Source organism: Caproiciproducens galactitolivorans (genome assembly GCF_004768785.1).
In the GTDB taxonomy this organism is placed as follows: Bacteria; Bacillota; Clostridia; order Oscillospirales; family Acutalibacteraceae; genus Caproiciproducens; species Caproiciproducens galactitolivorans.
In genome coordinates this window covers 113732-134945 of sequence record NZ_SRMQ01000006.1, presented here as the reverse complement: position 1 = coordinate 134945, position 21214 = coordinate 113732, and the positions used below count along the sequence as shown (strand labels likewise).

22 protein-coding genes and 1 tRNA gene are annotated in these 21214 nt (G+C 49.3%); 12 read left to right on the top strand and 11 right to left on the bottom strand.

The window, feature by feature from the left end:
• Positions 1-15: 15 nt before the first annotated feature.
• The 3 genes from CAGA_RS07985 to CAGA_RS07975 form a co-directional block, all read right to left on the bottom strand.
• Positions 16-1395, bottom strand: a complete 1380-nt coding sequence (locus CAGA_RS07985; RefSeq protein WP_135659621.1) for a hypothetical protein — start codon at positions 1393-1395, stop codon at positions 16-18.
• A 613-nt stretch (positions 1396-2008) separates the two neighbouring features.
• Positions 2009-2085 (bottom strand) — tRNA-Pro (locus CAGA_RS07980).
• A 247-nt stretch (positions 2086-2332) separates the two neighbouring features.
• Positions 2333-3058, bottom strand: a complete 726-nt coding sequence (locus CAGA_RS07975) for a GntR family transcriptional regulator (RefSeq protein ID WP_135659619.1) — start codon at positions 3056-3058, stop codon at positions 2333-2335.
• A gap of 207 nt (positions 3059-3265) precedes the next feature.
• Between CAGA_RS07975 and agaB the strand changes: the two genes are divergently transcribed.
• The 8 genes from agaB (at position 3266) to CAGA_RS07940 (ending at position 8980) form a co-directional block, all read left to right on the top strand.
• Complete coding sequence (gene agaB / locus CAGA_RS07970) at positions 3266-3745, top strand: PTS galactosamine transporter subunit IIB (protein ID WP_135659617.1); 480 nt, start codon at positions 3266-3268, stop codon at positions 3743-3745.
• A 100-nt stretch (positions 3746-3845) separates the two neighbouring features.
• Positions 3846-4649, top strand: a complete 804-nt coding sequence (gene agaC / locus CAGA_RS07965; protein ID WP_135659615.1) for a PTS galactosamine transporter subunit IIC — start codon at positions 3846-3848, stop codon at positions 4647-4649.
• The gene (agaD, locus tag CAGA_RS07960) at positions 4636-5454 is read left to right on the top strand and encodes a PTS galactosamine transporter subunit IID (RefSeq protein ID WP_135659613.1); all 819 of its coding nucleotides are present in this window, start codon (positions 4636-4638) and stop codon (positions 5452-5454) included. Before agaC ends, agaD begins: the two co-directional genes overlap by 14 nt.
• A 100-nt stretch (positions 5455-5554) precedes the next feature.
• The gene (locus CAGA_RS07955) at positions 5555-5884 is read left to right on the top strand and encodes a sugar phosphate isomerase family (RefSeq protein WP_135659611.1); all 330 of its coding nucleotides are present in this window, start codon (positions 5555-5557) and stop codon (positions 5882-5884) included.
• Between the two features lie 297 nt (positions 5885-6181).
• On the top strand, positions 6182-6328 hold the full coding sequence (locus CAGA_RS12660; protein ID WP_167875184.1) for a hypothetical protein: 147 nt from the start codon (positions 6182-6184) through the stop codon (positions 6326-6328).
• A gap of 137 nt (positions 6329-6465) precedes the next feature.
• Positions 6466-6891 (top strand): PTS sugar transporter subunit IIA, encoded by a 426-nt coding sequence (locus tag CAGA_RS07950; protein WP_135659609.1) that lies wholly within the window; start codon positions 6466-6468, stop codon positions 6889-6891.
• Positions 6892-6931: 40 nt separating this feature from the next.
• On the top strand, positions 6932-8656 hold the full coding sequence (gene ptsP / locus CAGA_RS07945; protein WP_243112988.1) for a phosphoenolpyruvate--protein phosphotransferase: 1725 nt from the start codon (positions 6932-6934) through the stop codon (positions 8654-8656).
• A gap of 54 nt (positions 8657-8710) precedes the next feature.
• Positions 8711-8980, top strand: a complete 270-nt coding sequence (locus CAGA_RS07940; protein WP_135659607.1) for an HPr family phosphocarrier protein — start codon at positions 8711-8713, stop codon at positions 8978-8980.
• 9 nt (positions 8981-8989) lie between these two features.
• Here CAGA_RS07940 and pfkB read toward each other — a convergent pair whose 3' ends face one another.
• Both pfkB and CAGA_RS07930 read right to left on the bottom strand, forming a co-directional pair.
• Positions 8990-9919, bottom strand: a complete 930-nt coding sequence (gene pfkB / locus CAGA_RS07935) for a 1-phosphofructokinase (RefSeq protein ID WP_135659605.1) — start codon at positions 9917-9919, stop codon at positions 8990-8992.
• Between the two features lie 20 nt (positions 9920-9939).
• Positions 9940-10656, bottom strand: a complete 717-nt coding sequence (locus CAGA_RS07930; protein ID WP_135659603.1) for a GntR family transcriptional regulator — start codon at positions 10654-10656, stop codon at positions 9940-9942.
• A 317-nt stretch (positions 10657-10973) separates the two neighbouring features.
• Here CAGA_RS07930 and CAGA_RS07925 point away from each other — a divergent pair, with 317 nt between their 5' ends.
• Together CAGA_RS07925 and CAGA_RS07920 are read left to right on the top strand one after the other, a co-directional pair.
• A complete protein-coding gene (locus CAGA_RS07925; RefSeq protein ID WP_135659600.1) occupies positions 10974-12014 on the top strand; it encodes an SIS domain-containing protein in 1041 nt (346 codons plus the stop codon).
• A gap of 13 nt (positions 12015-12027) precedes the next feature.
• Entirely contained in the window at positions 12028-12873 is an 846-nt protein-coding gene (locus tag CAGA_RS07920) for a class II fructose-bisphosphate aldolase (RefSeq protein ID WP_461949987.1), read from the top strand.
• Between the two features lie 241 nt (positions 12874-13114).
• On the opposite strand, the gene CAGA_RS07915 is transcribed toward CAGA_RS07920, so the two are convergent.
• Entirely contained in the window at positions 13115-14671 is a 1557-nt protein-coding gene (locus CAGA_RS07915; protein WP_135659588.1) for a bactofilin family protein, read from the bottom strand.
• A gap of 306 nt (positions 14672-14977) precedes the next feature.
• On the opposite strand from CAGA_RS07915, the gene CAGA_RS07910 reads away from it, so the two are divergent.
• Together CAGA_RS07910 and CAGA_RS07905 are read left to right on the top strand one after the other, a co-directional pair.
• Positions 14978-15406, top strand: coding sequence for a GtrA family protein (locus CAGA_RS07910; RefSeq protein ID WP_135659586.1), 429 nt, complete (start codon positions 14978-14980; stop codon positions 15404-15406).
• Between the two features lie 39 nt (positions 15407-15445).
• Positions 15446-16819 carry a glycine--tRNA ligase gene (locus CAGA_RS07905; RefSeq protein WP_135659584.1) on the top strand — a complete coding sequence of 458 codons (1374 nt, stop codon included), beginning with the start codon at positions 15446-15448 and terminating at the stop codon, positions 16817-16819.
• A gap of 49 nt (positions 16820-16868) precedes the next feature.
• On the opposite strand, the gene CAGA_RS07900 is transcribed toward CAGA_RS07905, so the two are convergent.
• From CAGA_RS07900 to CAGA_RS07880, 5 genes are all read right to left on the bottom strand, one after another.
• A complete protein-coding gene (locus CAGA_RS07900) occupies positions 16869-17885 on the bottom strand; it encodes a DUF4349 domain-containing protein (RefSeq protein WP_135659582.1) in 1017 nt (338 codons plus the stop codon).
• Positions 17886-17971: 86 nt separating this feature from the next.
• Positions 17972-19096, bottom strand: a complete 1125-nt coding sequence (locus CAGA_RS07895; protein WP_135659580.1) for a DUF3298 and DUF4163 domain-containing protein — start codon at positions 19094-19096, stop codon at positions 17972-17974.
• Positions 19097-19211: 115 nt separating this feature from the next.
• Positions 19212-19934 (bottom strand): elongation factor P 5-aminopentanone reductase, encoded by a 723-nt coding sequence (gene ymfI / locus CAGA_RS07890; protein ID WP_135659578.1) that lies wholly within the window; start codon positions 19932-19934, stop codon positions 19212-19214.
• 22 nt (positions 19935-19956) lie between these two features.
• On the bottom strand, positions 19957-20313 hold the full coding sequence (locus CAGA_RS07885) for an MmcQ/YjbR family DNA-binding protein (protein ID WP_135659576.1): 357 nt from the start codon (positions 20311-20313) through the stop codon (positions 19957-19959).
• A 9-nt stretch (positions 20314-20322) separates the two neighbouring features.
• Entirely contained in the window at positions 20323-21045 is a 723-nt protein-coding gene (locus tag CAGA_RS07880; protein WP_135659574.1) for a 16S rRNA (uracil(1498)-N(3))-methyltransferase, read from the bottom strand.
• Between the last annotated feature and the right edge of the window lie 169 nt (positions 21046-21214).

Below are 21214 nucleotides of genomic sequence, written 5' to 3'. Positions count from 1 at the left end.
GGTTCCCTAAATGTTTTACATACAGGGCGTACGGCAAGTTTGGAGAAGTTCTACCTCTATATTTGCGGCAGCAGGAATGTTTTCTGTGCCCTCGTAAACAAGATTCTCAATATCTTTCGGAGATACATTTGTTATTGTGTTAACAACAGAAGCCTTAGTTACTGAACTTGAAACAAGAGAGTAACTAATCGTTTTTTCAAAACTTCCATTTGAAGGAACAGTAGCGTTCCTGCAAATAATATCAATGCCGACAGGTCCTTCAATATTAGTATTCAAAGGTATGGGTATAAGAGTATCAGCAAAATATGCTTCACACCCGTTGAAACTCGAGAAATTAACCGTTACCCCAAAAGGTATTTGCATGCGATCAAATATATCAATAACTACATTCGGCGAATTACCGACACTTGAAATTGTCATCTTAAAGATTCCTATACTGCCATTGACGGAGCAGCATTTATCGGCACTGAGTTTTACAACATTCAAAGTTGTTCCACACAAATCTGCTGATTTCGTACCTTCCGCAGCGGCACGTGCTGTATTGCTTATTAAATAACCACCGGGGCTGCTGATTGCGACAACAGGAATCGAATAAGTTATAACAACTCTTCCGCCCGGTTCGATTGTTCCAATGTTTCCAAATATTTTTACTTGTCCTGTTGTGCTGGTATCTACATTGAGGGAAGACGGAGATACTGTAATAGCTCCTATTGATAATTGCGAAGGAATTGTTATTACATCTTCAAATTCCACAAGGCTCAAAACACCTTTACCAACATTATCTACATGGACCTCATATTCAAATGAAGCCTGATTATTACTGATAATAGTGCCACATTCTTTTGATACGAGCAGTTGTCCTTTTGGTACACACCCAGGGACAATAAAGCAGCCGGTGCATGCAAATTTATAAACAACAGTTGCAGCTTTAACACTTATTGGCTGAACTGCTTCAGGGTAATCTCCAATTATGCGTATCCTGTATTCGACACAAAGGCCTTTATCATACCTGCCGCCTGTTTCAATCTTCAGAAACTGAAAACCAGTAGGGGCCGAGCCGAAATTCGGATCATTCTGAATGAGTTCAAACGGCACAGTATTAAAGTTACCGCAGCCATCAATTTTCTCTTCCACGGTGATATTTATTGCATTAATTTCGAGACAAATAGGAATTCCAATTGCGCTTATTCCTCTTGTTGCGCTATTGCAATCAATTGAAAATTTATACGTCCAAAATGATGCGTTGAGAGCAAGAACAAAGGCAGGGTTGTTGACTACTGAACCATCGGGCAGGGTTTGACACTTCGGTTGAACGACGGTTATCCCAGTTTGCGTACCACAACAGCATATATTTGAATACGGCGAACAGTTGCACGGCTGTGCTGGCAAAGCCACAATATCACTCCTTAAAGTTGTTTAATAGCCATAAAAATAGCTCTAGGTTATTTTATGCGCATTGATAACGAGCGGTTACTTGTTATTTCCTGAGACTGTTCTGGCCTAGCGTTTTTGTAACGCCACCGTCTAATTAAGAAGCGGTTTTCCTTTTCAGCTTCTTCTAATTGCAGCCGCAGCTTGCGAACTTCCTGCATAAGTTCGTATTCGTTTTTGGCTTCATCATTATTCCGGCATTTCTTCACGGTAGTTGTAAACCCAATTTGATATGGTGGCTTTGGAAACGCCGGCGCATTGTCCTCTCCTTTTCTTCCTGTACTATACCATATTTAGAGAGAGGCGTTACAATTTTACTATACTCGGACAAGAATCACCCAACATATAAATCATATCACACTTATGATAGCATTAATGATAAACAAATTGGTGAAATAATAAACAAGTTTAAAGAGTAGCAGAAAAAGGCCTCCCAATTACGAGAGGCCCTTTTCATTGATACTAAAAAATTTAAAGCTGAGGCTTTTGCTAAAGCAGCCCCAGCTTTTTAATGCGCAAACAATTCGCTATTATGTAGAAATAAACGGCAATCCATTAAATCAGATTGCCGTTTATTTGGTCGAGGTGACAGGACTTGAACCTGCGGCATCTTGGTCCCAAACCAAGCACTCTACCAAACTGAGTTACACCTCGTTGCTGACGATATACACGGTGAAATTCCTGACCACCGTGCGGTGAAAGGGCTTAACTATAACTCACAATCCACTATGCCCGCGTCATCGAGCATCCTTGTTATTATAGGTAATGTACATGGAATTGTCAAGTGTATTTGTAAAAATAGCAGGGGGACGGAAAATACATCATCAGACTGGTTTTACTCCTGAAAAACAGCATGGTGGGCGGCCCGGCAAAACACGGCGCGCGCCCGTCGAACGGTAGATTACTTCTGATTATTCTGATTATTCAGCTCAATTTTAAAAACGTATTTATCGCCCCGTACTACTGAGGAGGTATATTCCACCAGACAGCCGTCCTCATAGCTGAACCGTTCCAGCTGTAGGCACGGAATCCTGGGGGAGATCTTCAGCAGCTCGCACTGCTCGGAATCCGGCAGAATGGGGACAAAGGTTTCCGTCGCGTGATCCACCTTCAGCCCGTATTTAGCGCTGAGGTAGTCGTAAAGCGACTGACTTTCGGTAGCATTTACATCGATATGAACGAACCGGTTTTTCGGCAGATAAGTTGTTTCGATTATCAGAGGATAGTCGCGGGCAAAACAAAGGCGTACCAGCTTGTGGTAGGTTACCTTTCTGTCCGCCTTCAGCTTCAGCGCAAGGCTGCGGCCGGGAATCAGCGTTTCATAGCTAAGGACACGGTTGTAGAACGAGATATTCATTTTTTTGAGAGCATCTGTAAAAGAATAAAACTGAGAGAGATTTTGTTCAAACACCTTGGGTTTTACAAAAGTACCGATGCCGTGAATCGTATAAACCATGTTCTCTTCTTCCAGCAGGGCCAGCGCCTGCCTGACGGTGGACCGGCTCACCTTGTACATCTGGCACATGTCGCGTTCCGACGGAAGCAGACCGTTTTCGGGGTATTCGTGGCTATTGATATACCTCAGAATGTGATCGTGCAGTTCCTGATACAATGGCAGATTTGACATTGTGTGCACTCCTTTCCGTCTCGTCATTTTAAACAAAAACAGCAGCATTATTCTATCATAAAAAAACCTTTTGTACTAGTGGTATCAATTCAAATTCGAAACCTGTTTTTGAACTGGCTGAAAAAAAGTCATAATTCTTGTATTTCCATGCATGATATGTTAAAACGTATCTAGCAAATCTGTAACAACTATTGAGGGGTGTTTTAAGTGGGAAATCCAAACATACTCTTGACAAGGATCGACAACCGTCTTGTCCACGGTCAAGTGGGGGTCACTTGGACGATGACTCTGGGTGCCAATCTTCTTTTAGTCGCTGACGACGACGTGGCTCACGATGAAATACAGCAGCAGCTGATGGCAATGACTGCTGAATCATCCAATGCGGGCATCCGTTTCTTTACTTTGCAAAAAACGATTGACATCATCGGCAAAGCTGCTCCCAGCCAAAAAATCTTCATTATTTGCAGGACGCCGGCAGCTGTCCGAACTCTGCTCGAGGGTGGCGTACCCATTAAGGAAGTCAACGTGGGAAATATGCATTTCACCAGCGGCAAACGGCAGCTGAGTAAAAAAGTCTATGTCAATGATAAAGACATGGAGGATTTGCAGGCTATTCAGGCAATGAATGTAGATCTCTATATTCAGGATGTCCCCGGGGACATCAAAGAGTATATTCCAAAAAAATAATTCATGGGTGAAGAAAAAAGGGAGGGATCTCACAGACAGCAAACAGCAATTATGGTCACGCGGCGAAACTTTTGGAATAAAAATTGAGGAGGAAAAACTAATGGCAATTACTTTAGCTCAAGGCATTGCGCTCGCCATTATGGCGATTATAGTCGGCGTTGATTTCTGGCTTGAGGCTTTGTTTATTTTCCGGCCAATCATCGTCTGTACCCTTACGGGTATTATCTTAGGAAACGTTCCGCTCGGCCTTATGGCAGGCGGACTGACCGAGCTGGCTTTCGCGGGGCTTACCCCCGCCGGCGGCACACAGCCACCGAACCCTGTACTGGCAGGTGTTATGACCACCGTCATCGCCTATACCACCGGCAAAGACCCTGCAACTGCAATCGGTCTTGCCCTTCCGTTCAGCTTCCTAATGCAGTATATCATTCTGTTCTACTACTCCAGCTTCTCACTCTTTATGAAGAAAGCTGATAAATACGCCGAAGAGGCAGACGGCAAGAGCCTTTTGAAATTAAACATCCTTACAACCGGCATTGTAGCCGTTTCCTATGGCATTGTTGTCTTCTTGTGCGCCTATGTTGCTCAAGACGCAATGCAGGCACTAGTAAAGGCAATGCCCGAGTGGCTGACCCACGGCTTTGAAATCGCAGGCGGCATTCTTCCGGCAGTCGGTTTTGGCATGTTGCTGAAAGTAATGCTCAAGGGCGAATTCGTTCCTTACCTTATTATAGGCTTTGTCATTGCAAGCTTTATTCCTTTTTCAAATCTTCTTCCGGTCGCCGTCGTTGGCATGGCAATGGCATTGATTGTGTTTAACAGCGAAAGAAATAAAAGAAAAACTGCATTTGTAACCGGTGTTGCATCGAACGTAGAGGGGGATGACGGCAATGAAGGCATCTGATAAAAACACAGCTCCGGAAAAAGTACTTACCAAAAAAGATATTACCAAACTCGGCTGGCGTTCTTCCCTGCTTCAGGCCAGCTTCAACTATGAGAGAATGCAAAGCGGCGGCTTTTTGCTGGCGCAGATGGGCTGTCTGAAGAAAATCTATAAGGATGATAAAAAGGGACTGTCCGAAGCAATGACAGATAACCTTGAGTTCATCAACACGCACCCAAACCTTGTCGGTTTCCTGATGGGACTGCTGATCTCTCTGGAAGAAGCAAAGGAAAACAGAAGCACGATCAAAGGTCTGAAAGTTGCCCTGTTCGCACCACTCGCCGGCATCGGCGACGCAATCTTCTGGTTCACCCTTCTGCCTATTGTCGCAGGAATCACCGCCTCCATGGCAATGAGCGGAAGCATCCTCGGCCCGCTGCTTTTCTTTGCGGTTTATCTGACTATCTTTATTCTCCGTCTTGCGTGGACACACGCCGGCTACAACTTAGGTTTGAAAGCTGTTGATACGCTGCGGGAATACTCGGGAATTATCTCCAAGGTTGCCACGATTCTGGGCGTAACGGTTATCGGCGGACTGATTGCCTCTTATGTGCATATTTCCCTTCTTCCGGAAATCGTAGTAAATTCTTCCAAGACAGTTTCCATTCAAAAAGATTTCTTGGATAAGATTTTCCCAAACATACTGCCCTTTGGTTATACCCTGCTGATGTATTTCTTCCTGAGGAAGAAGAAAATGAGCCCGGTTGTACTGATTGCTGCTACTTTCGGTCTTGCCATTCTTCTTTCCTTCCTGGGTATCCTTTAATTTGTAAGTGTGATAGGGGTACAGTTTTCTGTACCCCATTTCTCTACCATCATCTTATCAAATGTTAGGAACCGATGACGCAGTATCGGAGGATTCAGCAATGAAGTTACAGGATAAAAAGGAAGAAACTTCTTCCCCCAACACAGATAGTACAGGCATGCCTCCAAAAACAGTCATTTGTGATGATTTTGAAGCGATGTCACAGTACTGCGCGGATCTGATCTGCGGGGCCGTGAAGAAAAAGCCGGATCTGCTTCTGTGCCTGGCTGCGGGTAACACCGCAATCCGGACCTATCAGATTCTGAAAAAACGTTCAGGCTGCGGTCAAACGGACTTCAGCCGAGCGGAATTCGTCGAACTGGACGAGTGGCTGGATTTGGACGACGAATCGGAAAACGTTCAAAAACTTTTACGGGTCGCTGCACATTGAAGATTCAAAAATTCATTTGTTTGATATCCACGCAAAAGACATGGAAAATGAATGTAAGAGAATTGATCGGCTGATATTTGAACGCAACGGAATAGATTTTATTCTTTTAGGATTGGGTATGAACGGCCATCTGGCCTTGAATGAGCCTGGCTCTTCCTTTGTGATAGCTACGCGAAGGTTGTCACGCTTGACAAGGTTACCCAAACGGTAGGAAATAAATATTTTTCAAAACCCGTTCGCCTTTCCAGAGGGGTCACTCTGGGGATCCGCCACATTTTAGACGCTAATCAGGTTGTTTTGCAGGCGGGCGGAAAATCCAAGGCGGAAATTGTAAAGAAGATCTGCCAAACCAAACCGACACCTTTGCTGTCGGCCACGGTCATGCAGCTTGTGAACAACGGGGTTATGGTTCTGGATCGGGACGCCGCTTCGGAAATCCTGTAAGCGGGTCTTTCCTTACTTTTAAAAGAAACCAAGGCAGTTTTCAAGGAATCACAGCGATTCCGTTTCAACCGGGAATACAGAAGCTGTGCACAATTGCCTGCATTATAGATTGACTGATAAAAGGAGTAAATAGAACGATGATCGGAGTATTGATAACCGGACACGGCAGCTTTGCCACCGGAATGATGAGTGCCTCCAAACTGATTGTTGGCCCAAGAGAGAATTATTTGGGTGTGGATTTTCTAGAATCGGATAATGTGGACACTCTTTCCCACAAACTCAGACAGGCGATGGAATCGCTTGGAGATCAAATTTTGGTTCTGGTGGACCTGGCCGGCGGATCTCCCTTCAAAACCGCCGTTACACTCAAAAACGAGTTTTCGAATAAGAAAATTGAAGTTGTTTCCGGCTTGAATTTGCCCATGCTTACTTCCGTTCTGCTGGGAGAAAAGGAAACCATGGAAGAATATGTGCAGGACGCCATGGAGATGGGGGCAGTCGGCATTAAACAGTTCAAGAAGAAACCCAAGCCGCAGCCGGCCGCTGCGGAAGACGGGATTTGACCGAGCCTTTCCGAGCAAGTTCTAAGGAGGTACAAACCATATGATTCATCACGGCAATCCCGTATCAAAAGGAATTGCGGCGGGTCCCGTTTTTCTTTACCAGCCCTTTGCCGCCGCTGTCAGCGAAGCCCTGCTTGAAGAAAGCGCTGTCAGCGAAGCGTTGAATAAATACGAAAATGCAAGAAAGAACGCAGAGTCGGAGCTTAAGGCCATTCGTGCCCGTCTAGAAACCTCCGACCCCGAAAAAGCAAAGATTTTCTCCGCACATATCGACATCCTGTTCGACGAGGCCATGGACTGCGATATCCGCGAGCTGATTGAATGCGACCGCTACTCCCCAGACAGGGCAATCGACGAGGTATTTGAAAAATACGCCCGTATTCTCGGAAAATCCCCCGACCCGCTTATTAAGGAGCGGGCGTCGGACATTCGCGACGTAAAAACGCGCCTGATCCGTGTGTGGAACGGTGTGGCGGAAAAGAACCTCTCCTCTCTTCCCGCACCCGCGGTCATCGTCGTACACGACCTGCTTCCATCCGATACGGCTACTTTGGATCGAAAAAATGTTCTGGCTATTGTTACGGAAATCGGCGGCAGCACTTCTCACTCCGCTATTATTGCCAGAAGCTACGGGATTCCCGCCATTCTGGGCGTAGAGAATGCGACAACACATTTCGCTCAGGGCGAGACCGTCATTGCCGATGCGCTGACCGGTCAGGTCATCAGTAACCCAACGCAAGAGCAACTTGCGGACTGTGACGAAAGACGCAGCCGGTTTCTGGCGCAGCAGGCACAGATCAACTCATATATGGAAAAAGAAGCCGTTACTCCCGACGGAGTACGGGTGGATATTGAACTGAATCTGGCTTCCGTCAGTAAACAGTCGTTGGAGGGCGCAAAATGCACCGACGGCGTCGGCCTGTTCCGTACAGAATTCCTTTATATGGGTAGGGACACTCTGCCCACGGAAGAAGAGCAGTTTGAAATTTACCGCGAGGTTCTTACAAAATTCGGCGACCGCCCCGTTACCCTGCGCACACTGGACATCGGTGGCGACAAAAAGCTCGACTGTCTGAACCTGCCGCACGAAGAAAATCCTTTTTTGGGCAACCGCGCCCTGCGGCTCTGCTTTGAAAGGCCGGACATTTTCCGCACACAGCTTCGCGCCGCTTACCGCGCTTCCGTGTACGGCAACCTGTGGATCATGTTCCCCATGGTCGCCAGCATGGACGACATCCGCCGTGCGAAACAGGTTGCTGCAGAAGTAAAAACGGAACTGACCAAAGAAGGCATCGCCTTTTCACCCGATGTGAAACTGGGAATTATGATTGAAATTCCCTCCATCGCGCTTTTGGCGGACTTCGCGGCAAAAGAGGTTGACTTTGCGAGCATTGGCACCAACGACCTCTGCCAGTACACCATGGCCGTTGACCGCCTGAACCCCGCTGTCAGCGAATATTACCAGAGCTACAACCCCGCGCTTTTCCGCCTGATTCACATTGCCGCAAAAAGCTTTATTGACAACGGAAAGCCCGTTTGTGTCTGTGGCGAGCTGGGCGGCGACCGCCTTGGCGCGGCCGTTTTAATGGGGCTTGGTGTCCGCAAACTGAGCATGAGCATTTCTTCCGTCGCTCAGACGAGAAAACTGGTCAATGAGCTGGAAATGAAAAAGGCCGTGGAAATCGCGGCAAAAGTTCTCGATCTTTCTACGGCGCAGGAAGTGGAAAAGTACTTGAACGAAGCTCTGAAGGACATTCTTCTTTGATTCCTTGATTTTAAGAAACATGAAATAAAGAGTAATTAAATGGAGGCATCCACCATGTATTCCAGAAAGACAACTATTAACAACCAAACCGGGCTGCACGCCCGTCCGGCTTCCGATTTCGTAAAGTGCGCTTCTCAGTTTAAATCAAAGATCACCATTAAAAATGTGGATGATGATGAAACCGTTAGCGCAAAATCCATTATTCTGATTCTGTCGCTCAGCCTGAGCAAGGGTATGAAGGTCGAAATTACCGCAGAAGGCGAAGACGAGGTAAAAGCCGTTGATACCCTTGTTGCGCTGATTGATTCCAAATTCGGCGAATAACTGTCGTGATTAGAGCCGGTTTACGATCGTGCTGGACAAAAGCCTTTTCAGGTCGTCCTCACGGAAGAAGCCGGTTTTTTCATGCAGCGCATTGGCCGAGGCGACGGAAAGCGCAAAGCGGATCGTCGCCTCGAGCGGGTACTTTCGCACCATGCCCACCGCAAATCCCGCGACCATGCTGTCACCGCAGCCCACCGTGTTGACCACTTCGATTTTGGGGCAAACGCCCTGAAAGACTCCTTCATCCGACACGACCAGCGCACCGTCCCCGCCAAGGGAAATCACGACCAGCTCGATTCCTCCGTCGTGGAGCTTCTGCGCCGCTTGAATCAGCTCTTCGTGCGAAGAGACGGCAATGCCGGTCAGTTGACGGATCTCGTCCGCGTTCGGCTTTATCATCGTCGGCTTGGCTGCAATGCTGCCCCGGAGCATGGATCCGCTGGTGTCCAGAATCACGCGTTTCCCCGCTTTTCTTGCGGTCGAAATCAGTCTGCCGTAATAATCGGCGGGCGTACCGGCTGGAACACTACCGGAAATCGTGATGACATCGCTTTTCTCCACACACTGCAGATAGGTCTGATAAAAGTCCTCCAGCGCTTTTTCCGTCAGCTGGGCGCCGGGCTCCAGAAATTCCGTCTGCTCGCCTGTGGACTTGTCCCGAACATTGATGCAGCAGCGGGTTTCGACACCGGAGTCAGTAAAACATCCCTCAATTTTGTCCTGAGCAAGCAGGGACTTGAAATAGGCTCCGTGGAAACCGCCGACGATCCCCGCGGCTATAACCTTTTCCCCCGCAAGGGAAGCAACTCTGGCCACATTGACGCCTTTGCCTCCTGCGGTCTTGATGCAGCTCTGCACCCTGTTGACACCGCCTGTGCGGCAGGAGTCTATTTGATACAGCTGGTCGATTGCAGTATTGAGTGTAACGGTAGTAATCATGCTATTCTCTCCTATTTTTCTTATCTTAGAATGATATTGTATTTCAGACGGTCGCCGCGGACGATACTGTCGCAGTACTCCACAAGGATGCCGCCGGCGCTGGTCACGCGCTCCACATGCAGCGCGGGCTGGTTTCCCGCCGTTTGCAGAGCTTCCGCCTGTTTTTTACTCATCAGCACCGCTTCAAACGATTCTTTTGCGGCGTTTGGCGTGATTCCCGCCAGAAGATGCAGCGCATTGTACAATCCCTTTTCTATAACAAGCTCGCCGGTAAGATTCGGGCAGATCTTGCAGGGAATGTAGGATTTCTCCAGCGCGAACGGTGTGCTGTCCGCACTACGGAGCCGCTGTACGCAGAAAAGCTCCTCATTCTCCGGAAGTCGAAGTGCCTCCGCCGCAATCTGCGAGGTTACCTTTTCAAAGGAAATCAGCTTATTGGTGATGGTATGACCATGATCTGGCATATTATTTCCGAAGCTGTAAAAGGACGACAGTTCCTGCTCCACCTTTGGCTGAAGAACATAGGAACCTTTGCCCTGTTTGCGGTAGATCAGCCCCTTTGTCTTCAGTCCCTCCAGCGCCAGGCGGACCGTCATGCGGCTGACCCCGTACTGCCGACAAAGTTCGGACTCGGTGGGGAGCTTCTCCTCCGCCGGCCACACTCCGCTTTCAATATTATTCTGAAAGATATTCTGAAGCTGGCGGTAAAGAGGAACTGCACTATTTTCGTCCAACATTTTTTCACACCCTTATTTATTCTTGTGTATTGACATTCTCTCTTGTTAATCTTATTATAATGTTATAACAAGTTTTTGTAAAGAGGCAGTACCTATGAGATATGATCTCGGAGTCGGAACCAAAACCGCGGTCATTTTAAAGCGGATAATTGATTTTACCTCCCTTTGAAGAACAGACTCACGCGCTCGGCAGCCGACTGGTTAAGCCTCAGCTTTCTACGGTTATGGGAGCTGCGCTCCCGTGCTTCTTTAAGTTCAACCCGGCGGATTTTCCGTCGGTTACCCAAAAATAAAAAACAGATAGTGAGGTAAAAACAATGTATTTAACAGAACAGGAAATCATGGCGACGAAAGAAGCCCTTGATAAAACCTATGCGCAGATTCTGAAGCAGGAAGATGAAATCCGGAATTTCTTCCGTGAAAACACCCAGCGGAAGTTTGTATTCTTGGGCTGCGGTTCCAGCTATATGCTCTCTAAGAGCAACGAGCGTCTGTTTATCACCCGCCCAAACACTTCCGCTGTTGCGCTCGCGGGCGGCGACTACCTTGTCAATCCCAGCACCTACGCCCATACGATTGAAAACAGCATTGTGCTAGTATTATCCCGTTCTGGGACAACCACGGAAATTGTCCGTGCTGTCGAGCACATGAAAAAGGCCTCAAACGTAAAGGTCATGTCCGTTACCATGAAGGAAAGCAGCGCTCTTGAGGCACTTTCCGACCTGACCGTCGTCCTTCCCTGGGCTTACGACAACAGCGTCTGCCAAACCCGTTCTGTCACGAATTTGTATACTGCCGGTCTGCTGATTAACGCAATCTGCTACGGCGACGACGAGCTGAAGGCAGAAGTCAAAACCGCGATTGACCAGAACAAGGACCACATGAACAAATACCGCGCGGAACTGGAAACCATCGGCAAAAAGGACTTTGAAGACGTCGTCGTCCTTGCTGACGGCGTACTTTGCGGCATTGCGGAGGAAGGCGCTCTTGCTTTTACCGAAATTGCCCTCACCCCCGGCAAGTACTTCAATATGCTCGATTATCGTCACGGACCCAAGGTGCTGAACGGTCCCAAGACCCTCACCATCTTTGCCGTACAACCCAATGAGAACTCCTATCAGCACGACATGATAGACGACGTAAAGAAGCACAACGGTACCGTGGTCACCTTCGGTTCCGAGCAGAACAATGTTTACGGATCCGACCTTCACATTTCCATCAGCGGCATCAACCGTTTCGAAGTTTACGGTATACCGTTCATCTACACCATGCAGATGATCGCCCTTGCCAAGGCCCTTGCCAACGGAGGAAACCCCGACGCACCAACCGGGCTGAACGCCTTCATTACACTAAAATAACAGGAGAAAAATCATGCTGGTAACTACGAAAAAAATGCTGAACGACGCCAGAGAAGGCGGATACGCTGTCGGCGCTTTCAACGCAGAAAACGCCGAAATGGTCTGGGCCATAGTCAAAGCAGCGGAGGAACTGAAAGCTCCCGTCATTATTCAGACGACATCCTCTACCTTAAAATATTTCTCACCTGCCTATTTTGCAGCTCTTGCAAAGGCAGCCGCTGAATCCGTTAGTGTGCCGGTAGCCATTCATCTTGACCACGGCGCGAGCTTTGAACTGGCAAAGCAGTGCATTGACAGCGGCTACACCTCCGTCATGATCGACGGTTCCGCCCTGCCCTATGAAGAAAATATCCGCGTTACCCAGAAGGTACGCGATTACGCCGACAATTTCGGTATCCCGGTCGAATCCGAGCTGGGAAAAGTCGGCGGAAAGGAAGACGACACCGAAAGCGACGGGAACGAGTACACCGACCCCGACCAGGCGGCGGATTTTGCAAACCGCACCGGAATTTCCTCCTTGGCTGTGGCCATCGGTACTGCGCACGGCATCTACGCCAAAAAGCCTGTGTTGGACTTTAACCGTGCTACGCTGATCAAGAAGGTTGTCCCCATTCCGCTGGTTCTGCACGGCGCTTCCGGACTTTCCGACGACGCTCTGCGCGAAGGCGTAGAAAAGGGCATGTCCAAAATCAACTTTGCCACCGAACTGCGCATTGCGTTTACTGACGCCATCAAAGCGCATATGGCGGAGCACCCGAATGATTTTGACCCCAAAAAATACCTGAATCCCGCCCGCATTGCCGTAAAGGAACTGGTAAAAGCCAAAATTCAGGTTTGCGGCAGCGTCGGCAAAGCTTAATCCTCTGCCTTCCTCACAGGGGGATGGCGCACGCAGCGCGTCGAAGAACTGAAAGGGCTTGTCGTCTGTGTAAAACAGGCGGCAAGCCCTTCCGTTTGATACAGCGGATGTTGTAGTGATCCAGATGGTCGACGATTTCGGCCTTAAACTTCTTCAACCACTTGTATTCGGTAAGTTACCGGAAAAATATATTACTGTGCCTTTTTGCGGACAGCCGCCTGCCCGCTGCCGGTCTGTTTTGTCAAACAACGGTCATCAGCATTTTCAGTCCGCCGATATCGATTGTTACGCCACCCTTCGCAATCGCCTTCACCGGATAAAGCCAGCCTTTTTTGCCGTTGGCATTGTAATAGGTGGCTTTCCCCACCAGCGCTATTGCCGAGTTATACGACATCTGCTTTGGCGGAACCTGCGCGTCGGTAATTGCCAGCACCTTATAGGTACCACCGACCGGTATTTTTACCGTAGTCGTATCAAGCCTTAAGCCGTTTATCGTACCGGAGTCCGAAGTCCCGGTGGACGTTATGGAACAAACCGCCGCCTTTACCCCGGGAACAATATTGCCGTAGCTGTCTGTTAAATAGGCCGCCAGCGTCGCTTTATAAATGGTGGTTCCCGCTGTATCCTCCAAATACACCCGACAGACGTTACTGCCGGAATCCTGTGAAATGGAAAACTTTCCGGAGGGGTCCAAAAGCTTCCAGCACAGCTTATAGCCCAAAGAGGCGGCGCTCGACGGAATCGAGGCGGTCAGCGAAGCCTGCTTGCCGTTGCCAAGGCTAAAGGAAGTTGTGTTCAGCGTGACGCTTTCCCCGGATACAGATTTTAATGTAAAATAATCGTAACTGCCTTCGGTGCGGTCTAAGTACAGGTTATACCCGAAAACCGTAGCCTGCGTTTCGGCAACCGCGTTTGCTTTAGCCTTAAATACGGTTAATCCGTCCTTTTCATTCCCGTTAAAGCCGAGGATCGGGTAACTGGACATTCCCGTATTAACGGTAAGGTTTCCGGGATTGGAAATCACCGCGCCCGGCCCCTGAAGCGTGTTGACCGTAACCAGCGAATTAGCGACAAAAGTGGAATTTCCCTCAACAGACAGCGTATCAAATTCCACATCGCCCTTGGCGGTTACCGTACTCTGGGATTCCACCGACACATTGATCACGTTGCTTATGGAAGAAACGCTTCCCCTAAAATTCCGGAACGTTAGTGTGCCGGATATTTGGCCGTCAATTTTATTAAGATTGCAGCCTGCGCCCTGCAAGAGCATACTGTCTGAAAATTCGGTTGTCCCGGAAACAGAAACCGAACTGCCACCGGTCGAGAAAATTTCCACTTCCCTGCCGGATACATCGCCGCCGACCACAGCGCTGCCGGACAGCGTCACCGTATCGTCCTCGGCTGTTACGTTGCCGGAAACCTTTCCGCCGCTCATCTTAATGTCCTCGTCGGAATTCAGGGAATCTGCCGTACCGCCGGTCATGGTGATATCGCCTTCGCAGTCCACATCGTCCATAACTCCGCCCTTGATCGTCAGGCTCCGACCGTCGCTGATAGTTACGTTGCCAATCTTGCCGCCCTTAATTATCAGATCCTCCGAGCTATCGACATCTTCCCCAGTAACATCGGTAAAGTTGCTGGAATCCCATTTTTCACTCCAGCTTTCCTCAGTTCCCATATAGGTTTTAGAACCATGCGTGTCAATAACCTGCGTGTCACTGGAATATGCGCGGACCGTAACCGGGAAGGCGGTAAAAATAAGCGCCGCGGAAAGGAATACAGCCGCAATTTTCTTCATAGAGGTTCCTCCTAAATTCATAGTCTTATGAAAGCCCGTTCATCGACAATTTAAAATTTGTATTTATTATAATAAACAAATGTGAAAAAGCAATGAATTTTGCTGGAAATTAAACGGAAATTTGGAAAATACCCCCGGCAGCCGCAAAACATGCGGGTTTTCGTTTCCCTTGACAGGCTTAACGCGCATTTTATATCATATATAGCGAATAAGAATAGAAAATCCCTCCGTTTGAAAACAATTCTCTTGCAAGCTAAGCCGCGGAATGGTAAACTATAAAGATACTGGAAATGGCGGTGCAGTTATTTGGATAAGCTAAAAAAACTCTGGCGCTTTCTCACAACACCGGAAATGATTTCCTATATTGTTTTCGGCGTGCTTACGACTATTGTGAACATTGTAAGCTACGGCCTTCTGCGCCCGGTTATCCATTGGAACAGCCAGTGGGATGTGCTTACCGCCAATACGATCGCATGGATCTTGTCGGTTGCCTTTGCGTTTATTACCAACAAGCTTTATGTGTTCCAAAGCAAAAGCTTTGCCGCGGGCCTGCTCATGCGCGAGCTTGCCTCCTTTGTAGGCGCGCGCCTGTTTTCGCTCGCCGTGGATTCGTTGGGCATGTACCTGATGGTCACCGTACTGTCGTGGAACGACTGGATAGCCAAAATCATCATGAATGTGATCGTAGTCATCATCAATTACGTGCTGAGCAAATGGTTTATCTTTAAAAAATAATGGAGCGCAGCCAGCGCCCCTGATTATGGAGGAAAGAACATGTTGGCAACAGAGAAAACCATGGAAAAAATCGTCGGCCTTTGCAAAAACCGCGGGTTTGTATACTCGGGAAGCGAAATTTACGGCGGATTGTCAAACACATGGGACTACGGCCCGCTCGGCGTGGAGTTTAAAAATAACGTAAAACGCGCGTGGCTGAAAAAGTTCGTACAGGAAAGCCAGTACAATGTCGGGCTGGACAGCGCAATTTTAATGAACCCCCAGGTTTGGGTTGCTTCCGGCCACGTGGGCGGTTTTTCCGACCCGCTGATGGACTGCCGCGACTGCAAAACCCGCCACCGCGCGGATAAGCTGATTGAAGACGCCGGCGGTGACCCGAACGGCATGACCTTCGGGCAAATGGCGGCATACATCCGGGAACATAACATCAAATGCCCGGAATGCGGATCCGCGAATTTCACCGATATCCGCAAATTCAACCTGATGTTCAAAACCTTTCAGGGCGTAACGGAGGACGCGAAAAACGAGCTTTACCTGCGCCCGGAAACCGCGCAGGGCATCTTCGTGAACTTTGCCAATATCCAGCGCACGACCCGCCGCAAGCTCCCCTTCGGCGTTGCGCAGATCGGCAAAAGCTTTCGCAATGAAATTACACCGGGCAACTTTACCTTCCGTACGCGCGAATTCGAGCAGATGGAGCTGGAATTTTTCTGCAAGCCAGACACCGACCTCGACTGGTTCTATTACTGGAAGGAATATTGCAAAAAATGGCTTCTAAGTCTCGGCATGACCGAAGAAAATATTCGCATGCGTGACCACGAGAAGGAGGAGCTTTCCTTCTATTCTAAAGCGACCACCGACATTGAATTCCTGTTCCCGTTCGGCTGGGGCGAGCTTTGGGGCATTGCCGACCGCACCAATTACGATCTGACACAGCATCAGGAGCATTCCGGCAAGAGCCTGGAATACTTTGATCCTGAAACAAACGAGCGCTATATCCCTTATGTTGTAGAGCCCTCACTCGGCGCGGACCGCGTTGCGCTGGCATTCCTCTGCGACGCGTACGATGAGGAACAGATTGACGAAAAGGATACACGAGTCGTCCTCCGCCTGCACCCGGCGCTTGCTCCTTACAAGGCCGCGGTACTTCCGCTTTCCAAGAAACTCAACGGCAAGGCGCAGGAGATTTACGCAAGGCTTACCAAAAAATTCATGGTTGATTACGACGATTCCGGTTCCATCGGCAAGCGCTACCGCCGCCAGGACGAAATCGGCACGCCGTTCTGCATTACGTACGATTTCCAGAGCGAAGAAGACGGCTGCGTAACCGTCCGCGACCGCGACACCATGCAGCAGGAACGTATCGCAATCGATGAACTCGCCGCTTATATCGAAAAGAAAATTGAATTTTAAGAATTAAATTTTGAACGCCTCCCCAATCGGGGAGGCGTTCTTAGTTTGCTTATGTTTTATTTTCCGGTTCTTCCTTCTTTTCGTCAGAGAGACTTTTCGTTAAAAGCGGCGCCACCGGCTGTTTATTTTCCTTTTTCGCCTGTTTCCTCTTTTTGCGGATAAGAAAAGCCACGACGATGGCAATCAGAACAAGGGGCAGCAAAATAGGGGAACCGCCGATAAGGAATACCAAAACGCCTTCGCCGAATCCGCCGAGCGCGCGGAGGGAATCCTTAAACTGCTTCTGGATTTTATCCCCGACGCTCACCGGCGTTTTCTCCAGCTCCGTCGGCTTGACAACCTCGTTCAACTGGATATTGACCGTACTGTAATCGATCAGCGAGTCATACTTGCGGAGCGTCCCGGTTAACTCTTCAATCTGGTAATTCACATCGGCAAGCGCTTTTTCCAGCGCAACCACATCGGCAAGCGAACCGGATTTTTGCATCAGCGCGAGAAGCCGTTCCTGCTGGGTACGAAGGCTTTTCAACCGAGCTTCCGTATCATAGTATTTTTCGCTTATATTCTCGCTAGAAGAGGAGAAATTCAGGATATTGCCGATGGAACCCGCGCTGTTTTTAAACGGAACGAGCTTTTCCTGCGGTATCCGGAGAACATAATTGGCGCTGCGCAGGTCCTTCTGCACCAGACTGTTCCCGAATACGCTGGAATCCTGCACATAGCCGCCCATTTTACTGCACAGGCTTTGAATTTTCTTTATGGATTCGTCGAATTCCAGGGTTTCAATCTGATAGGACAACTGTTCGATAATTTTCTCCTTGCCGGCAGCTTTCCTTGCCTGGGAAGCGGCTTGGGAAGAAGGGGACTCGGCTGCGGTTTCCTTCGCCTCCGACTTTACTGCTCCATCCGCCATGCCGGCGGCGGAGGTATTGCGCCCACCTATTGCCAACGAGGTTTTGGGAGGCGCGCTGCTCGGGGTCGAACTGGCGCACGCAGCAAATACGCCCAAGAGTACGGCGGCGCTGACCAGCACCACGGAAAATCTTCGTATCGTTCTGTTTCCCATTTCCTTCTCCTTTCTGTTTGCCCGTTTCTCCTTACGGCACGGATCGCTCCTTGAGCTGGTCAAAGGCTTTTATGATCCGATCTTTTTCACTTCTTATCCTCCGGCTTGACTGTCTGGGAGGAACTGCTTTGGGCGCTGCCGGAGGGATTTTCCTTCCGGTATCCCAATGCGATCTCCTTGCCTGTGTTATTGTCCAGAAACATCCGCAGGATTTGGCCGTCGAATAAAGCAAAGCCCTTTACCCCGAATTCCTTCAAAAGATCATTGAACGTCATCAGCGGCAGATACGCCGTACCATCCATCATAACCGGCTTCACCGCTTTACCGTTCACAGTATATTTCCCGTCCATCTGGGTTATGGTAAGACCGAGTGCCTTGGCCGTATCCTCCAGCGGCAGGAATTCGCCGTTATCATTGGATACCACTTTCGCCGCAAAGGAAATATCCTCCCCGTTCAAACGGATGTCGCCCCTCTTATGCCCGCCCAGCGGGATTTTCGTCTGCAAATCCTTCAGCGGGAATTTAAACTCCTGAATCCCCGCGGCGTAGGGGGCAATATCATACAACTGGAAATAAACAACCAAATTCTGCCCGTCCAGATAGAAGGAATATTTTCCGTTCAAATCCTTTACCGTCTGCGCGGCTTCGGGGAAATACAGCTCCGGATGCCTTTGAATGTCCGCAAGGATTTTATCGGTAATCAGCTTGGTTCCGGCCTGCGGGTCCTTAAACAGAGCGCCCGGCGTTTCGTAGGTTTCCCCGGTTTTGGTATTCACATTAAAGGTGCGGAGCCAGCGGAAACCGTGCGCCCCGCCCGTATAATTCTCGCTGTAAATCCACACGGAAAGAACGTCCCCGTCCAAAAAGCTGTCGAAAAAGCTTGTAAAGTACAGATGCTTTTCGGCCACGGAATCGCCTAAATCCTTGCCCATTTCCTTTACTTCGGCGATCCCGTCCACCGATATTTTCCGAATTTCCTTGTTCAGCTTCTCTGCGGCGGAAAAGCCCGAATAAACCGGTATGGCGGTTTGTATCTGTACGTCGTCCTCTGTTTTGACCATTACTTCCGTTTTCTGCGAAAACGCGTTCGCCGCTTTTGTCGGTTTTCCGGAATCCCCGGTCTTCGCGGCTGTTGGCGCTGAGGAACACCCTGAAAAGCAGATGCTTACCGTCAGCAAAAAGGCAACAGCGGACATTGCCCACTTTCTCATAACATTCTTCCTTTCATTTCCATTTAACTTATATTTATTATAAGGGGCATGGGAAAAATGTCTAGAATTCTGACAGCTTTGTAATTCTTATTGTGAAATCGTTATTTTCTCCGCTTTAAATAATCAGCCCACCGTTTACGCCGAAAACCTGCCCGGTGATGAAGTCCGACTGCTCCCCCGCTAAAAAGCGGACGGCATTGGCGACGTCCTCCGGCGTGCCGATTGCGCCCAACGGCGTTTCCTCTTTCAGTTCTTTGATGGTCTCCACATCAAGGGAAGCGTTCATGTCGGTCTGAATGACGCCCGGCGCTACGCAGTTGACCTGTATGCCGGACGGGCCGAGCTCCTTTGCCAGCGCTTTCGTCAGGCCGATCACCGCCGCTTTGGCCGCAGAGTAGTGCACCTCGCAGGAAGCGCCCACCTGCCCCCACATAGAGGAAATATTGATGATTTTCCCGCGCTTCTGATGAATCATATAAGGGAGCGCGTACTGGCAGCAATGGAACATTCCCTTCACGTTTATGTCAAACATCCTATCCCAGTCGCGTTCGGTCAGGTCGGTAAAAAGTTTCTGCTGCGCAATGCCCGCGTTGTTTACCAGCACATCCACCCCGCCAGCCTGCTGAAACATTGCTTCCACCTGCACCCGGTTCGACACATCCCCCTGCAATGCGACACATTCTATACTATAAGTATTATTTAACTCATTTATTAAATTTTTCGCCTCTTTTTCGGAAGCATAGTAATTAACAATGACCCGGAAGCCGTCCTCGGCGAGTTTTTTCGCAATAGCCCTGCCAATGCCGCGAGAGGCTCCGGTAATGAACGCCGTCTGCATAATTTCCCTCGATTCTCAACGGTTAAGAGCAAATTTCCTTCTGTATCTTTTTACTGAACGATTCCAGCACGAGCCGGTACGCCTGGTCAAGCATTTCCCGAACGGTTTCGTCCGGCACATCCCCATCCAAATACAGCGATACCCAATGCTCCTTATTCATATAATAGCCCGGCACAATGTCCTTATATCGGCCACACAGAAATGCGCCAAAAAAGGGTTCCAGCTTGATCGTGAGAATCGGTTTCCCCTCTCTATCGCCGCCCTGCATGGCGAACATTTTTCCCCGGATCATATAGCGGGTCGCGTCCCATTCCAATTTATAATCTTTCTCCGCACCGGGTTTTGAAAGGCAATAGCTGTCCGTCCATTCGTATTTCATAAGTCCCTCCTACATATTCCCGGATGCAAGCATAATGGCGGCAAGCGCCGCGATCGGCGCGGTTTCCGTGCGGAGAATCCGCGCGCCCAACGTACCGATCTTCGCCCCGTTCTGTTCGGCAAAGTCCACCTCTGCCTGTTCAAAGCCACCCTCTGGCCCGATAAATACCGCCAGTTCCCGCGTTTCGCGGGTAACAAGCTCCGCAATGCTTTTCCCGCCGCCCTCGAAAAACAGGATAATTTCCCCATCCTGCGCGGCCTGCCCGACGGCTTCCCGGAAACCGGTCAGCGGGCCGACCTGCGGTATAATTCCCCGCCCGCTCTGCTTCGCGGCCTCCAGCGCGATCTTTTGCCAGCGCGCCGTTTTCTTTGCCGCCGCCTTTGCATCCGGCCTGGAAACACAGCGGGATGTCATAACGGGCACAATTTTCACCGCTCCGGTTTCCACCGCCTTCTGCACGATGCTGTCCATTTTTTCCGCCTTGGGCAGCCCCTGATACACCGTCACCTTTACGCTCGGCTCCGCAACGCTTTGGCAAAATTCCAAAATGCGCACCTCAACGCTGTTCTCCGAAATTCTTTCAATCCTTGCGTTGTAATCGGTGCCGATGCTGTCACAGAGAATCAGGTTTTCCCCCGGCTGCATCCGCAGGGAGCGGGAAATATGGCGGGCGTCGTCCCCGGTAATCACCGCGATCTCCTCAGGGACATAATCGATAAAAAATCTTGGCATGACTTCACCTCAAATAGATATCAATATGCATAGCGCATAACTAAGAGTATCCTTGGAAATTGGGTAAATTATAACATAGAATGTGGGAATAGGAAAGAAAAAGCGCCGCAACGGAATGCGGCGCTTTTTTTATCTGGATAATGCGTTCCACCAGCGCGGGTTTCCGTGC